Raw genomic sequence first — 15,199 nt, forward strand, 5'->3', positions numbered from 1 at the left:
CAGCGCGGTCCGTCTGGTGCCCGCGAAAGAGGTGGTCAGGAATCCCATCCCAGGAATGCGGTTGATGAGCCCGAATCGGTCGCGGCGTCGAACCAACACGAGTCCTGCAGTCTCCGCGGTTTCGCACCCATCCTCGCCCGGAACCGCATCATCGTCCAGCCGGTCGGGCCGTTGGCCTACGACTGCGTTCAGGTCATCGTCGTTCGCGATGGAAGCGCTATCCTGTTTAGCGAGTTCAAGCAGAAGCTGGTCAAGTTTGGGGACGTGATTCTCCTGGGGGCCAACACACTGCTTGGGGGTGAGCCCGAGGGTCGTGCAACTGTGACGACGGTCTATCTCGACACCGACTACTTGATTGACCAGATTTTCTGGCAACACGTCGGCATATTACGGGACCGCCTCGACGCGCAGTGCTTTGCCGAGACTATGTATGCCGAGCCTGCGCAGGTACTTCATATCGGCGAAGATCGAGCGGGTATGCTGATGCCGCGTCTCGATGAGCTGGTTGCTCTCAGTATCGATGGCCGATTCGCGGAGAACTTCAATCGAATGCAGGCATTGTGGTTCAGCATCGCTCATGTCGTGACTCCCTTTGTCAAGACCTCACCGATCCGTACATCCCCGACGCAGCGCGCGACCGCGATACCCTCCCTACCTCGTGTTCGTCGGTTTGCGCCATTGCGCACAGAAGCGCGCAAGGTCGCTGAACTCTTACGGACGGACCCGGCGCGGCGTTGGTCCGTGTCGGACTTGGCAGATGAAGTACATCTGTCGAAGTCACAGGTCAACCGCATCTTCGTTGAGGCGTACGGGAAGTCACCGATCGCTTACCTGACCATGCAGCGAGCCGAGCGGATGGCGCATCTTCTACGCACGACGTCCCGCTCTGTTGCGGCGATCGCTCAGGAGGTGGGCTGGAGCGATCCTGACTTCGCCGCTCGCCAGTTCCGCCGCGGCGTCGGCCTTACTCCCAGCGACTACCGGACGATGCATCGGGTGACGTCCACGCAAGTGGCCGGGTGAAGGACGCATCTGTCCGGGTGATAGCCGCGGGATCGGTGGCCGCAGGCCCCAGGGCCAGTTCCGATCCGGTAGGCCGGTAGAGACTCGTCGGGTTCGTCGCGGAGCTGACGGTCGCCAGTCTTGTTCCGTCGTCCGTCTTGTCTTCCTGATCCGCCCGGCGTACCTCGCGGTCGCACGGTTGCTCCCACTCGGAGTGGCCCTGGCGGAGGGAGGTCAGGCGATGGCTGCGAACGAGGACAAGCAGGCGGCGCGGCAAGTGACGCTCGATGCGCTGGAAGAACGCATCGTGCGTTCGGTCGAGGAACTGGTGTCGGGCGATGACTGGCGGCGTGCGATCGAGTTCGCCGCGAGGTTCCGGACCCGCTCGTTCAACAACACGCTGTTGATCTGGGCGCAGCATCTCGAAGCCTACGAGCAGGGCCGGGTGCCGACGCCGACGCCGACATGGGTGGCGGGGTTCAAGGACTGGCGGAAGATGGGCCGCTGGCCGGAGAAGGACGGCGGCTATCGGATTCGCGGTCCGGTCAAGGCGCGGTTCGCATCGGCGACCCCGCGCGATCCGGCGTCGTGGCGGCGGTTGGGGTCCTGGGAGAAGCCGCGGCCGGGCGAGGTGGTGCGTCGCCGGATCGTCAGTGTCGTCCCGGCTTATGTGTGGGACGTGTCGAGGACGCATGGAGACCCGCTTCCCGAGCTGCCGCGTCCGAGGCTGCTGGAAGGCGAAGCCCCTGCTGGGTTGTGGGAGGGCCTGGCGGGGCAGGCGGAGTTGCTGGGGTTCGAGGTGTTGCGGATGCCGCGCGATCGCATGGAGCGTGGCGCGAACGGCTGCACCGATTGCGAGACCCGTCAAGTGATGGTCTGCGCGGACATGGAGCCGGCCGCGCAGGTCAAGACCCTCGCGCACGAGCTGGCGCACGTCCGGCTGGATGGCCCGAACCAGCAGGAGGAGGCCCGCGAGCACCGCGGGATCAGCGAGGTGCGGGCCGAGTCGGTGGCGCTGATGATCGCCGCCGCGCACGGGATGGACACCAGCGACTACACGATCCCGTATGTCGCCGGATGGGCGGCCAACGTCGACGGGAAAGACCCTGTGGCGGTCGTGCGGGCCACGGGCGAGCAGGTGCGCAGCACCGCCTTCGACGTTCTCGACAAGCTCGACACGCCCCAGCTCGGCAACGGCAACCCGCTGTCCCTGCGGGTCGACGACCCGGAGCACACGTCGCAGTCTCAGGAGACCCCACAGCGGGCGCCGCGCCGGGTCGAGCCGCTGCCGGAACGGGAGACGTCCACCGCGCCGGTCACTGCGGGACGGGGCCTGTGATGGTCACCGCCGTGATGGCTGCCGCCGTGTTCGGCCGGCTCGACGGGGCGCCGCTGCCGGTCGCGGCGGGTGAGCTGGTGCGGGCCGGGGTGCCGGTGTTCCCGTGCGCGCCGGGCGGGAAGCGGCCGATCCCGGAGCGCGGGTTCCACGAGGCCAGCGTCGACCTGGACCGGGTTGAGGGGTGGTGGCGGTCGCGGCCGACTGCGAACATCGGCATCCCGACCGGCGCCGTCTCGGGGCTGGTCGTGATCGACGTGGATGTGCATGGCGTCAACGGGTATGCCGCCTATGCGCGGGCGGCGCGGGTCGGGCTGATCCCCGAGCCGTTGGCGGTCGTGCGCACGCCCACCGGCGGCCAGCACGCCTACTTCCCGGCCGACCCGAACCAGGCTCAACGGTCCTGGCAGGCCGGGAAGGTCGGCATCGACTGCCGCGGGGACGGCGGCTACATCATCGCCCCGCCCTCGCTGCTGCGCCTGGACGGCGTGCGCACCCCGTACCGGATCGAGCAGGTCGCGGCCGGCGCTGCCCGGCCGATAGATGCGGGCCGGCTGCGGGACTTCCTCGATCCTCGGCCCGCGCCCCGGCCGCGCCCCGGTGGGCCGGTGCGGCGGGAGGACGCGGAGCGGCTGGCAACATGGCTGGGCCGACAGGCCACCGACCGCAACCTCAAACTCTTCTGGGCCTCCTGCCGCTTGGCCGAGGGCGGGGTGCCCCTCACGGATGCCCTGGACGCGATGGTGACGGCCGCGCAGTCGGACTTCGGGGAGAGGGAAATCGCCCGGACCGTCTACAGCGCCTATCGCAGCGTCGGCGCCGGAGCCCGGCGGGACCGTCCCACCGCGTCGCATTCGGGCGAGTTCGCTCGCGGGACCGCGCAGCAGCGGGCGCCTGCCACGCGGGGGCTGCCATGAAGGAGCTACGCGGCCGCCGGTGGGCGGTTATCACCTCTGTCGCCGGGACGGTGTTCATCGCCGCCGGCGCGTTCTGGTTGTCGTTCACGTCCCTGGCCGACCTTGCCCGCCGATCCGGGATCGGGGTCGGTCAGGCGTGGGCGTGGCCGCTGATCGTCGATGGCGTGATCGTGGTCTCCACGGTCGCCGTCGTCGCCCTCGCCGGTGAGCGGACGGCGTGGTATGCGTGGGCGCTGCTGATCGGCGGTGCCGCGGTGTCGGTGACGGCGAACAGCTTGCACGCGGTGGTCGCGGCCGACGCCGACGTGCCCGGACCGCTCGCGGCCGCGGTCGCCGCCGTGCCGCCGGTCGTGCTGCTGGCGATCACGCATCTGACCGTCGTGCTGACCCGCGCCACCGCACGCCCCGCTACTGCGATCGAGGTGCCACCGGCGGTCGAGCCGATCACCGCCCAGCCACAGAGCGAGACGGCACCTCTCGACCCGCCACCTGCGGCGGTCGGCGTCACCGTCGTGGACGCGGACGGCGGGCCGGATCGTCGGGCGCTCGCGGCAGAGCTGCGCGATCAGGACTGGTCGAACAAGGCCATCGCCCGGCACCTGGGCGTGCATCCCTCGACGGTGGGCCGCTGGCTGCCTCGTGCTCACCAGTCCGATGAGGCGGACCCCTCCGGGTCGCAGCCCGAGATGGAAGGAGCCCTGCCATGAACGACGAGGACCGGATGCGGGAGCAGCATCACCAGCACCCCGAACCCGAGCCGCTGCCCCGTGAGCGGAGCGACCCGAACTCGACCGAGCCGAGCGAGGCTGCGGAGGTTACAGGGACGCCGGATGCGGTCAAGGACGCCGAGTCCCGCAAGGCGGCGAAGGAGAGGCTGGCGCGGGTACGGGGCCGGGGCGTGGATTGGGTGCGCCCGACCGACCTGCTCGCCCAAGGCGGCGGCGCGCTGTCCCGCCGGGGCATCGACGGGACCGCCGAGATGAACCGGCACGTCCGCGCCCCGATTGAGAAGGGCGCCCGCTGGGTCGCCGAGCGAGCCAAGCGGCTGCCGCCTCTGAGCGCGTTCGGCCGTCGCGGCGGCGCCGAGCAGGGACCGCGCCGCTCCGGGGTCGGGATGAGGTAGCCGGGTGGTGATGAGTCATGGGCGCCCACTCCACAAAGGCGAGACCCGCAGTCGTCTGCGGGTGCACCTCGCCGCCGGGAGGTGCCCAGACCATGACCAACGACACCAGCACCATGAGCGAGACCAGCGGCCGGCCGGCGGAGGGCTACCGCACCAGCGAGGGCCTGCGTGCCCTGCTGAAACGGCTGCACGCCGCCGGCCAGCGCGCCTGGGAGCACGACCCGGTGGCGGCAGAGCTGATGGCGTTCGCGGCCGAGAAGTACGCGGCGCTGGCGCACAAGCACCGGCTCGATCCGTGGGAGGCCGCGTCGGCGGCGTTCGACGTGATGCGCACCAAGACCGCCCGCACCGCTGATGACCCGTGGGCGGTCATCACGCACGCGGTGCGGATCACCTGCATCGCCGAGGAACGCGGCCAAGGGCTGCTGTGCTCGACCCACCAGGCACGCCGGCCCCGCTACTCGATCTTCCACGACCCCGAACGGCTCTCCGACCGCGAGAACGTCCTGAGCGACTACCATCCCGCGTTCCAGATCAAGGACGCCCACGACCGCGACAACACCCCGGAGCAGGCACCGGCCGAGCCGGCGGCAACCACCGCGGCGTCGGCGGTCGAGGACGCGATCACGCTGCTGATGCTGCTCGACTGGCCCGAGGGCACGGCACGCCCGGCGGTAGAACACGTCTGCGTGGCGCTGACCCGCGTCGGGAACCGGCACACCGCCTACGAGACACTGCGACGCGACAAGCACGCCCGAGCCCTGATCGACCTTCCTGGCCGGTCCTGGGCGGTGCTGCTGCGCGCCCTGCTCGGCTGCCCGGACCCGGCGCTCGCGGCGACCGGCGCGGGACGCGGCATCCTGCTGCGGCTGCTGATCGGCGAGACCCTGCCGGTGCTGCTGCGCGATGACGACCTCGTGCTCACCCTCTCCCTGGCCGCACCGGGCATCAGCAAGCCGGGCGCGAGAAAGGCGCGAGGTGCGGGATGAGCGCACCGGCCGGACACATCGAGCTGGAGCGGGCGGTTGACTCCATCGCTGTCGGCCGCCGGCACCGCACGGACCTGGGCGACATCGACGCGCTCGCGGCGTCGATCGACCGGGACGGTCTGTTGCAGCCGCCGACGATCACCCCGGACGGGGTGCTGGTGTGCGGGGCGCGCCGGATGGCCGCGATCAAGAAGCTCGGCTGGCGCCGCGTCAGCGTGTGGGTGCGCTCCGGTATCTCGGACCGGCTGGGGCATCTGCTGGCCGAGCAGGACGACAACCAGCTCCACAAGCCGCTCACCGCGATCGAGGCCGCCGCCTTGTACCGGGAGATCAAGGAACTCATGGCCGAGGACGCCGCACGCCGCAAGGCCAAGACCCAGTTCCACGAGGGCCACGAGCCCGGAAAGCATGGTCCCGCCGATTCGGCGGGACCATCGGACTCGCACCAGCTCGGAGACGCTCGGACACAGGCGGCGCGGATGGTGACCGGCTCGGCGTCCTACAGTCGGCTGGAACAGATCGGCTACCTGCAACACCTGGCCGACGATCCGAGCACCCCGGAGACGATCCGCGTCCAGGCGCGGGACGGGCTGACGCAGATCGAGGCCGGTGCGGCGGTCAACCCGATCTTCCAGCGCCTCCGCGACAGCCAAGCCAAGGCCGACAGCGAGCGGGACCAACGGTTGCACGAGCTGGCCGACGAAGCCCTGGCCCGCGTCCACGCCGCCAAGACCAGCAAGGCCAGCAAGGTCAGCAAGCCGGCCACGCCGAAGCGTCGCCCCGTCGTTGAGGACGAGGAACCGACGCGGTACCCGCTGCGGGCGTTCGTACTGACCTGGGGCGACCTGGAAGCGTGGTGGACCCACTACGACGTGGACGAGCTGGCCGTCGAGCTCACCGACGAGCAGGCCGAGGCGTTCTTCGCCACCGTCGAGGGCACCACCGAGTTCGCCGACCGGCTCCGCACCGCCCGCACAACCGTCGCTGAGTCGGCGGGCCGGCCGCTGCTGCGCGCCCTCTGATGCACCGGTAGGGCCAGTCACCGGCGGGCTCACCTCTGGGCATGAAGACGAATCTCGCTTCCTGGTCCCGTGGCCGACTCATCGCGGTGATCGCCGCCGGCCTCGTGCTGCTGCTCCTGATCGGCGTCGGCGTGTATGGGCTCATCACCGGCCCACGACAGCCCACCGATCGCGCGCCCGATCCGGCTCCGACCATCACCGCTCCGGGTGAGTCCGAGCCCGGCAAACCGGGGCCGCCGCGGGTGATCCCCTCGCACGACCCGGATGAGTTCGCCCGCAATGTCGCTGAGGCGCTGTTCGCCTGGGACACCGGCTCCGGGCTGATGCCGCTGGATTACTCCGCCGCGATCTTGGAGGTCGGGGACCCCTCCGGCCATGAGCAGGCCGGCCTCGCCTCCGACATCGCCGGCTACCTGCCCACCCGTGATGCGTGGACCGAGCTACGCAAGTACGCCACCACCCAGCACCTCACCATCGAGTCCTCGTTCGTGCCCCAGGCATGGGACACCGCGGTCGAGCAGGCCCAACCCGGCCAGCTCCCGGCCGGCGCGACCGCGGTCACGATCGAGGGAACCCGGCACCGCGAGGGCGTCTGGAACGGCGAGACGGTCACGAGCGAGCACCCCGTGGCCTTCACCGTGTTCCTGGCCTGCCCGCCTCCGGCACCGGAGTTCCGCACCGGCCTGTGCCACGTGCTGCGCCTGTCGCAGCTCGATAACCCGCTGCGATGACCGGGAGCGCGTCGTGGTCAAGAAGCTCCTCATTCTCGGGCTCGCGTTCGTCTTGTTCGGCCCGGCCTGTCTCCTGCTGGCGATCGGCGTGCTGATGAACCCCGCCGCCGCGAACTGCGCCGTCCCCGGCGGCAGCGTCACCGTGGGCAACGTCCCCGACGCGCTGACCGTCACCACCGCCGACAGCACCACGTTCACGCTGAACAAGACCCAACTCACGCACGCGGCCACAATCATCACGATCGGCGGCGGGATCGAGGGCGTCGGCCGCCCCGGAATCAAGATCGCGCTGATGGCCGCGCTCACCGAGAGCACCCTGCGCCAGCTCGCCAACACCGGCGCCTACCCCGAGTCCGCGAATTACCCCAATGACGGCAACGGCGGCGACCACGACTCCCTCGGCCTGTTCCAGATGAGACCCGCCGCCGGGTGGGGAACCGTCGCGGAGCTGATGGACACGAACTTTCAGGCCCGAGCGTTCTACGGCGGACCCGATGGCCCGAACTACCCCTCGCCGCGGGGCCTGCTGGACATCCCCGGCTGGGCGCAGATGGACCCCGGCGAGGCCGCCCAGGCCGTCGAGGTCAGCGCCTACCCCGACCGCTACCGCAACTACGAGCCGGTCGCCGAACGCATCCTCGACGCCCTCACCGGCGCGACGGGTGCGGCTGGCCCGGCCGCCGCCCCCGTGGCGGCGGGTCCGGTCGCGGAGTCCTCGCGGGTCGTGTTCCCGCTCCCCGAGGGAACTTGGGTGCTCACCAGCGAGTTCGGGCCGCGTATCCATCCGATCACCGGGGAACCGTCGTTCCACACCGGCACCGACTTCGCCGCACCGGACGGCACGCCGATCCTCGCCGCCGCAGACGGACCGTGACCGTGGCCGAGTTCTCCGGCGGCTACGGCGGACTCATTGTCATCGAGCACCAGATCGACGGGCAGACCGTGGCGACCGCCTACGCGCATATGTGGCAGTCCGGCATCCTCGTCGCGGCCGGAGATCGTGTGACCGCGGGCCAGCACATCGGCGATGTCGGCAGCTCCGGGAACAGCACGGGGCCACACCTGCATTTCGAGGTCCGGCCCGGCGGCACGAGCGGCGAGGCCGTCGACGCGGCCAAGTGGCTTAACGACCACAACGCGGTCGACCTGCCCGAAGCCACGGTCGGCAGCCCGAACGAGTGCAGTTCCGGTGGAGCGCCGGGCGATCCCGCCCCGCTGGACGGCGACCCCGACCAGATGGTCGATGACCCCACCAGCGACGGGCAGATCACCGCGCGGATGGCGCACGTCATGGCCCAAGCCCGTGCCGCGTTCCCCGACAGCTCCTGGGCCTGCTACTCGCCCCGGCCCGGCACAACGTCAGAGCACCCGCTGGGCCGGGCGTGTGACATCACGTTCGGGAACCCGATCGGGACGCACCCGACGCCCGCGCAGCTCGAGGACGGGTGGCGGGTGACGAACTGGATGAAGGACCACGCCGAGTCGCTGGGCGTGGAGTACCTGATCTGGCAGGGCCAAATCTGGTCCCTGGCCCGCGACGCCGAAGGCTGGCGCCCCTACAACGGCGGCGGGATGCACGACCCCGGCGACGTGACCGGCGGCCATTACGACCACCTGCACGTCACCGTCAGGGCCGGTTCGTGATGGAAGTGTTCCCCGACTTCGACGGGCTCGGAGGCATCGGTGATCTGAAACAGGTCATCGGCGCCCTGCTGATGTTCGTGCTCATCGTCGCGGTGCTCATGGTCATCGTCTCGGCGATCTGCTGGGCGCTGGGCGCCTCGCACGGCAACCACTCGCTTGCCTCCCAGGGCCGGGTCGGGGTGCTCGTCGGCGTCGGCGCCGCCGCGCTCGCCGGCGCGGGGGTGGCGTGGGTGAACTGGCTCATCGCCCTCGGCCAACAGCTCTGATCCTCCGTCGCCAGCAGGCCCGCTCTCTGCGTTGGGAGCGGGCCTCTCGTCTGCCCGGTCTCGCCAGTCGCTCCCTGGTTCACCTCGTCGCCACAAGCCATTCGCTCAGCGAGGGAGTAACCGCCGTGATCGACATCGACCCCAACAGCTCGGGACTGCCCGGCATCGACCAGCTCCGCACCATCGTTGGCGCCGTGATGACGGTCGGCCTCATCCTCTCCGTACTGGCGCTAATCGTCTCCGCGATCGTCTGGGCCTACGGCGCCAACAGCTCGAACCCGCATCTGGCGGGCAGGGGCAAGCTGGGCGTTCTCATCTCCTGCGGTGCCGCGGTGATCTGCGGCGCGGCGGTGACGCTCGTGAACTTCTTCTGGAACGTCGGCCAGGCTGTATAGGGCCGCCGGTCACCGCAGGAGATTTGAGATGGGTGTCTGCGACGTTCCCGTGATTTCGACCGTCTGCGACGTGGCGGGCGAGGCTGCCGCGACGGTCGTGGCTGCCCCGTTCGACTGGCTCGCCCAGGCGATGGGCGGCGCGGCCGGCTGGCTGATCGAGGCGATGTGGGCCGTGTTCGACACGACCACGCTGGTCGATGTCCAGACGGACGGGTTCACCAGCGTCTACAACCTGATCTTCGGCATCGGCGTCTTCCTCGTCCTGATCTTCTTCTGCCTGCAACTCATCACCGGGCTGATCCGCCGCGACCCGACCGCGCTGTCCAGAGCCGCGCTCGGCGCGGCGAAATCGGTGCTGGGCGCGTTCGTGGTCGTCACGCTGACCGCGCTCGCACTGGAAATCGTGGACCAGCTCAGCATCGGCATCATCCAGACGTCCGGCGAGACCACCGAGACGATGGGCGACAAGACCATCCTGCTCGCCGCCGGGCTCAGCGGCATCAACATCGCCGCGCCCGGCGTCGGCGCGATCGTCACGATCTTCCTGGCCGGGCTGATGATCGCCGCCGTCGCGATCGTCTGGTTCAGCCTGCTGATCCGCAAGGCGCTGCTGCTGGTCGGCGTGGTGCTGGCACCGATCGCGTTCGCCGGCGCGTCCTGGGACGCCACCAAAGGATGGATCGGGAAATGGGCGGCGTTCGTGATCGCCCTCATCATCAGCAAGCTCGTGCTCGTCGTCATCTTCTTGCTGGCGATCACGCAGATCGCCACCCCGATCGAGCTGGACATCGCCGCCGTCACCGAACCGATCACCGGCATCGTGCTCATGGGCATCGCGGCCTTCGCGCCCTACATGGTCTACCGCTTCGTGTCGTTCGTGGGCTTCGACCTGTACCAGCAGATGGGCACCGAGCAGGAGGCCAAGAACGCGCTCAACCGTCCCGTCCCGATCCCCTCCAAGCCCCAAGGCGGCGGCGAGCCCAAGAAGGTTCTCGAAGACCCCAATGACGGCGCGTCGGACGCAGGATCAGGTGGCACGCCTCCGCCGTCGCCCGCCCCGGCGCAGGCACCTGCCGCGGCCGGCGGTGAAACCGTGGGCGCCGAAGCCGGCGCCTCCGCCGCGGGCGCGGGACCGGCGGCAGCCGTCGTGGTCGGAGCGAAGGTCGCCAAGGATGCCGCCGAGGCCGGGCCGAAGGCCGGGCACGCGGTGGCCGGTCAGGCCGAGACCGCCGCCGACGCCGCAGGCGGGCAGAACGGCGGCACCCCGCCGCCGTCGCAGACGCCCCCGCCGTCCACGCCGCAGCCGAGGACGCCCACGGAGCCGTCCAACCCCACGGCATCGCCGTGGGGCAAGGAGTGACCACCCATGCCCACCACGGACCAGAAGACACCCGGTAGCGAGCTGACGCCGATGAAGTTCAGCCGACTCACCCGCCGAGGGGTGCTGCTCGGCCTCTCGGTCGCGCAGCTCATCACCCTCGGCATCGGCGGCCTGGCGCTGCTGGCCGCGTTCTACGGCGGCGCCGGGATGCTGCTGGTCTACACCGCCCCGGTCTGGCTGCTCGCGGTCGTGCTGACCTGGGTGCCCATCGCTGGGAGGCCGATGGTCGAATGGCTCCCTGTCGCGCTCTGGTGGCTGTGGCGCTCCACCGGCGGGCAACTGCTCTACCGGCGGCGGATCGTCAAGCCCCGCCCCGCCGGGAGTCTCGCGCTGCCCGGCGACATGGCCCGGCTTCGGGAGCACCTGGACCCCGAGACCGGGGCGAGCATGATCCACGACCCCCGCCAGGCGACCTTGACGGTCGTCACGGAAGTGACCCATCCGGCATTCATCCTGCTCGACCCCGGCGAGCAGGAGCGCCGAGTCACCTCCTGGGGACGGGTGCTCGCCACGGTCTGCCGCTCCGGGAGGATCGCGACCCTGCAAGTGCTCGAACGGACCCTGCCGGACTCCGGTAGCGGGCTGGCCGAGTGGTGGGCCGAGCACGGCACCGACGACGGCTCCTGGGCCGCGACCACCTACCGCGAGCTGATCGAGCGGGCCGGCCCCGCCGGGGAACGGCACGCCACCACGGTCAGCCTCTCCCTGGACATGAAGGTCGCGGCTCGGCAGATCAGGACCGCCGGCGGCGGCATCCGCGGCGCCGCCGCCGTGCTCCGGCAGGAGATGGCGACCCTTACGGCCGCGCTGCGGTCTGCGGACCTGACCCCTTCGGGGTGGCTCGGCCCCGGTCAGGTCGCGGTCATCCTCCGCTCGGCGTATGACCCGGCCGTGGCCGCCACCTTGGAGCGCCACGGGCGGCTCGGGCAGGAGCTCGCCGCCGCCGGCCCGGTCGCGGTCACCGAGACCTGGGGCAACCTGCGCACCGACTCCGCCTGGCACACCGTGCTGTGGGTCTCGGAGTGGCCCCGCAGCCTCGTCTATCCGGGGTTCCTCGCGCCGGTGCTGCTCTCCACCGGCATCCAACGGGCGGTGTCGCTGATCTACACCCCGATGCGCTCGGACCAGGCGGCCCGCGACATCCGCAAGAAGAAGGTCGAACACATCTCCGATGCGGCCCAGCGCGCCCGAATCGGGCAGATCGAGGACGCCGCGCAGACCGCCGAATACCAAGACGTTCTCCAGCAGGAAGCCGACCTGACCGCCGGCCACGGGATTCTACGGGTCTCCGGGCTCATCTCCGTCTCCGCCCCCAGCGTCGACGAGCTGGAAGCCGCAGTCGCCGCGATCGAACAAGCCTCGATCCAAGCCTCCTGCGAGACCCGAAGGCTCGTCGGCCAGCAAGCCGTCGCGTTCACGGCGGCCGCGCTGCCGCTGTGCCGCACGGTGTGACCGGCGCGCTCACCTGGCAGGCATCCCACCCTCGTTGAAGGAGGCCCGTGATGCCGACATACACGAACCCGACCAGCGATGCCAGCGATGCCTACGAGGCGTTGCGCGGTCTGGCTCACGCCAGCCGTAGCTTCGAGGACCCGTCCGAGACCTACGTGGTGATCGGTGAGCTGTTGGGCGGGCTGCGATCGCTGCGGCAGGTGCTCGACCAGCTCGCCGCCGCCCATCTGAGCCGGCAGCATCACGTCACCGACGAGTCCCGCGAGTACAGCGGCGGTGCGGCCGAGGCGCTGGCCGCAGCGGATGAGCTGCACCAGGCCGGCACGCTCATCGACCAGGCCGGCGACCGCCTGAGCGCGGCCATGACCCACTCGGGCCGGATCGTGTGGAACCCGCAGGACCGGATGGTGGAGCGGTGGGTTGGCGTCGTGTTCCTCCAAGGCGAGGAAGCCGACCGGGTGATCGACCTCATCGACGCCCACGGGGTCGAGGCGGGGATCGAGCATCTGTCGGCGTGGGACTACGGCGAGGAGACCACGAACGCCGCCTTGGAGAACGGCGACGTTCACGACACCGCCCCGGTCTATCCCGGTGACCGGCAGGCCGAGACCGGCGACTACGCGATGACCTACAACCCGATGGCCGGGCACGTCGCCCTGTACCGGCGGCACCTGATCCGTGCCGAGGACGCCATCGACAAAGAAGCAGGGGCGCACGTCCCGGCCCGCCGCCCGACGACAGGCCGTGAGCGAGAGACGGCCGGGCGGCGTAGCGCCGTCCGTGACGGGGGCTGGTTCGAGCATCCCGGCGTCGCCGCCGTCAAGCAGGCCCGCGGGCTGTCGCTCTGACATAGCCACCACGGAGACGTGCCGGCGCGCACCTGCCCGCCATGAACAGCGCAGACCCCACCGCTTCGATGTCCCGGCACGTCGGGACGCTCACCTTGACCGTCTGGCCGGACTCGCCGCTGGGCGAGCACCAGCGATATGCCTACCGCATCGACGACACCGCGACCGGGCAGACGCTCGACGGCCGGGACCTGTTCACCGGCACCGGCGCCCCGGTCGCCCCGGACCGCGCGATGCGCGACCTCGCCGCCTACCTGACCGCGGCCGGCGACGCCCGCCAGTACGCCATCGACAACCCCGGCAGCAGGCCCGAGCACGAGGGCCTGTTCCCCGGATGGGTCGCTGAGGCCGCTCGCCAGAACGCGGACGCGCTGGCCCTGCTCGCCGAGGGTGAACCGCCAGAGCCGACACGCCGGCCGGCACCCGACCCGTCATGGTTCGAGCACCCCGGTGGTAGCACGACGGCTCAGAGGCGGGGGCGGTCGTTGTGAGCCGGGGCGAGAAGCTGCATACCGCTGTCCTCGTCGCCCCCGCCTCGGAGCGGCACCGGCTGCGCAAGCAGCGGCGGCAAGCCGCCGCCCGACTCGTCGCCGAGCAACGCCACGTCGAGAAGGAAGCGGCCCAGGCCAAGGCCGCCGCCGAACGGGCCGAGCGCCGCGCCACGGTCTACCTGCCCGCCGCCGGCGAGTCCGGTCCGGCGGCGCTGAGGACACCGGGCCGGTTCCGGGTGCCTCGGCATCAGGACACCAGCGCGGTGCTCGCCGGGCAGTACCCGTTCCTGGCCGAAGCTGGGCTCGGAGCCGCGGGAATCTTCATCGGCCAAGACCTCTACAGCGGCTCGTCGTTCGTGTACGACCCGTGGGAGCTGTACCGCAGGGGCATCATCACCGCGCCGAACCTGATCCTCGCCGGGATCGTCGGCTCCGGGAAATCCTCGCTCGCCAAGAGCCTCTACACCCGCAGCCTGCCCTTCGGGTACCGCGTCTATGTCCCCGGCGACCCCAAAGGCGAGCACTCCGGCGTCGCGGAAGCAGTCGGCGGGAAAGCGATCATCCTCGGGCACGGGATGGGCAACAGGCTCAACCCATTGGATGAGGGCTACCGGCCCGGCGGTCTGTCCGATCAGGAGTGGGCGACGACTCTCGCCGCGCGGCGTCGCGATCTGCTCGGAGCCTTGACGGAGACGGTGCTGGATCGGCGGTTGGCGCCGTTGGAGCACACCGCGATCGACACCGCCCTGGCCGGCGCGGTGCGCGACGCGGCCGTGCCGATCCTGCCGATGGTGGTCGAACAGCTGCTGCGCCCCGACCCTGCCGACGACCCGGACGGCCGGCTCACCGAGGACGGCCGCCAGGTCGGCCACGCGCTGCGCCGCCTGGTGGCCGGGGACCTGGCCGGCCTGTTCGACGGGCCAAGCACCGTCAGGTTCGACCCGTCATTGCCGATGGTCAGCCTCGACCTGTCGCGCGTCACCGAGAACAGCACGCTGATTTCGGTGCTGATGACCTGCTCGTCGGCATGGATGGAAGCCGCCCTGCTCGACCCCAACGGAGGCCGCAGGTGGGTCGTCTACGACGAGGCATGGAGACTGATGTCGCACCCGGCGCTCCTGCGCCGGATGGACGCGCACTGGCGGCTGGCGAGGCACTACGGGCTGGCAAATCTGCTCGTGTTCCACAAGCTCACCGACCTGGAGAACGTCGGCGACGCGGGATCGGCGAACCGGGCGCTGGCGAACAGCCTGCTGGCGAACGCGGAGACGAGGATCGTCTACCGGCAGGAGACCGATCAGCTCGGCCCTACCGCCGTCGCACTCGGGCTGACCGGCACCGAACGCCGCCTGCTGCCCGGACTCGGCACCGGACAAGGCTTGTGGCGGATCAAGGACCGGGCCTTCGTCGTGCAACACCAACTCCACCCCGCCGAGCTGGCGGCATTCGACACCACCGCCCGCATGACCGGCAAAGGCTAGAAGTTCCCCGGATTCCTGAACGTTCGTCGGGATTCCTGAAGGTTCATCGGTCGGACTGACGGTTCCTCGGGATCGCTGAACGGTTCTCCCGGAGACGTGACCGGCCCAGCCGGGAAACCCC

15 protein-coding genes and 1 pseudogene are annotated in these 15,199 nt (G+C 70.4%); all 16 read left to right on the forward strand.

Annotated features, from left to right (window positions below; translation table 11 throughout):
- Positions 1-171: 171 nt before the first annotated feature.
- The 16 genes and pseudogenes from IM777_RS05645 (at position 172) to IM777_RS05720 (ending at position 15,078) form a co-directional block, all read left to right on the forward strand.
- Positions 172-1,023: a helix-turn-helix domain-containing protein gene (locus tag IM777_RS05645; protein WP_164498149.1), complete on the forward strand. Its 852-nt coding sequence runs from the start codon at positions 172-174 to the stop codon at positions 1,021-1,023.
- A 220-nt stretch (positions 1,024-1,243) separates the two neighbouring features.
- The gene (locus tag IM777_RS05650) at positions 1,244-2,341 is read left to right on the forward strand and encodes an ArdC-like ssDNA-binding domain-containing protein (protein WP_194384917.1); all 1,098 of its coding nucleotides are present in this window, start codon (positions 1,244-1,246) and stop codon (positions 2,339-2,341) included.
- A complete protein-coding gene (locus tag IM777_RS05655) occupies positions 2,341-3,255 on the forward strand; it encodes a bifunctional DNA primase/polymerase (RefSeq protein WP_194384918.1) in 915 nt (304 codons plus the stop codon). Before IM777_RS05650 ends, IM777_RS05655 begins: the two co-directional genes overlap by 1 nt.
- A complete protein-coding gene (locus IM777_RS05660; RefSeq protein WP_194384919.1) occupies positions 3,252-3,962 on the forward strand; it encodes a helix-turn-helix domain-containing protein in 711 nt (236 codons plus the stop codon). The genes IM777_RS05655 and IM777_RS05660 overlap by 4 nt, the downstream gene beginning before the upstream one ends.
- A complete protein-coding gene (locus IM777_RS05665; RefSeq protein ID WP_194384920.1) occupies positions 3,959-4,378 on the forward strand; it encodes a hypothetical protein in 420 nt (139 codons plus the stop codon). Before IM777_RS05660 ends, IM777_RS05665 begins: the two co-directional genes overlap by 4 nt.
- Positions 4,379-4,470: 92 nt before the next feature.
- Positions 4,471-5,367, forward strand: coding sequence for a hypothetical protein (locus tag IM777_RS05670; RefSeq protein ID WP_194384921.1), 897 nt, complete (start codon positions 4,471-4,473; stop codon positions 5,365-5,367).
- Positions 5,364-6,389, forward strand: coding sequence for a ParB N-terminal domain-containing protein (locus IM777_RS05675; RefSeq protein ID WP_194384922.1), 1,026 nt, complete (start codon positions 5,364-5,366; stop codon positions 6,387-6,389). The genes IM777_RS05670 and IM777_RS05675 overlap by 4 nt, the downstream gene beginning before the upstream one ends.
- Positions 6,390-6,430: 41 nt before the next feature.
- A complete protein-coding gene (locus IM777_RS05680; protein WP_194384923.1) occupies positions 6,431-7,120 on the forward strand; it encodes a hypothetical protein in 690 nt (229 codons plus the stop codon).
- Between the two features lie 13 nt (positions 7,121-7,133).
- Positions 7,134-8,764: pseudogene (locus tag IM777_RS05685) on the forward strand (M23 family metallopeptidase).
- Positions 8,764-9,030 (forward strand): DUF6112 family protein, encoded by a 267-nt coding sequence (locus tag IM777_RS05690; RefSeq protein WP_194385462.1) that lies wholly within the window; start codon positions 8,764-8,766, stop codon positions 9,028-9,030. The pseudogene IM777_RS05685 and the gene IM777_RS05690 overlap by 1 nt, the downstream one beginning before the upstream one ends.
- A gap of 125 nt (positions 9,031-9,155) precedes the next feature.
- On the forward strand, positions 9,156-9,425 hold the full coding sequence (locus IM777_RS05695; protein ID WP_026529668.1) for a DUF6112 family protein: 270 nt from the start codon (positions 9,156-9,158) through the stop codon (positions 9,423-9,425).
- Between the two features lie 28 nt (positions 9,426-9,453).
- A complete protein-coding gene (locus IM777_RS05700; RefSeq protein ID WP_194384924.1) occupies positions 9,454-10,785 on the forward strand; it encodes a TrbL/VirB6 family protein in 1,332 nt (443 codons plus the stop codon).
- 6 nt (positions 10,786-10,791) lie between these two features.
- Entirely contained in the window at positions 10,792-12,258 is a 1,467-nt protein-coding gene (locus IM777_RS05705; protein WP_194384925.1) for an SCO6880 family protein, read from the forward strand.
- 50 nt (positions 12,259-12,308) lie between these two features.
- Positions 12,309-13,106, forward strand: a complete 798-nt coding sequence (locus tag IM777_RS05710; RefSeq protein WP_194384926.1) for a hypothetical protein — start codon at positions 12,309-12,311, stop codon at positions 13,104-13,106.
- A gap of 41 nt (positions 13,107-13,147) precedes the next feature.
- Entirely contained in the window at positions 13,148-13,597 is a 450-nt protein-coding gene (locus IM777_RS05715) for a hypothetical protein (protein WP_194384927.1), read from the forward strand.
- Positions 13,594-15,078, forward strand: coding sequence for an ATP-binding protein (locus tag IM777_RS05720; protein WP_194384928.1), 1,485 nt, complete (start codon positions 13,594-13,596; stop codon positions 15,076-15,078). The genes IM777_RS05715 and IM777_RS05720 overlap by 4 nt, the downstream gene beginning before the upstream one ends.
- The last annotated feature ends 121 nt before the right edge of the window (positions 15,079-15,199 follow it).

The organism is Microbacterium luteum, from assembly GCF_015277875.1.
Classification (GTDB): Bacteria; Actinomycetota; Actinomycetes; order Actinomycetales; family Microbacteriaceae; genus Microbacterium; species Microbacterium luteum.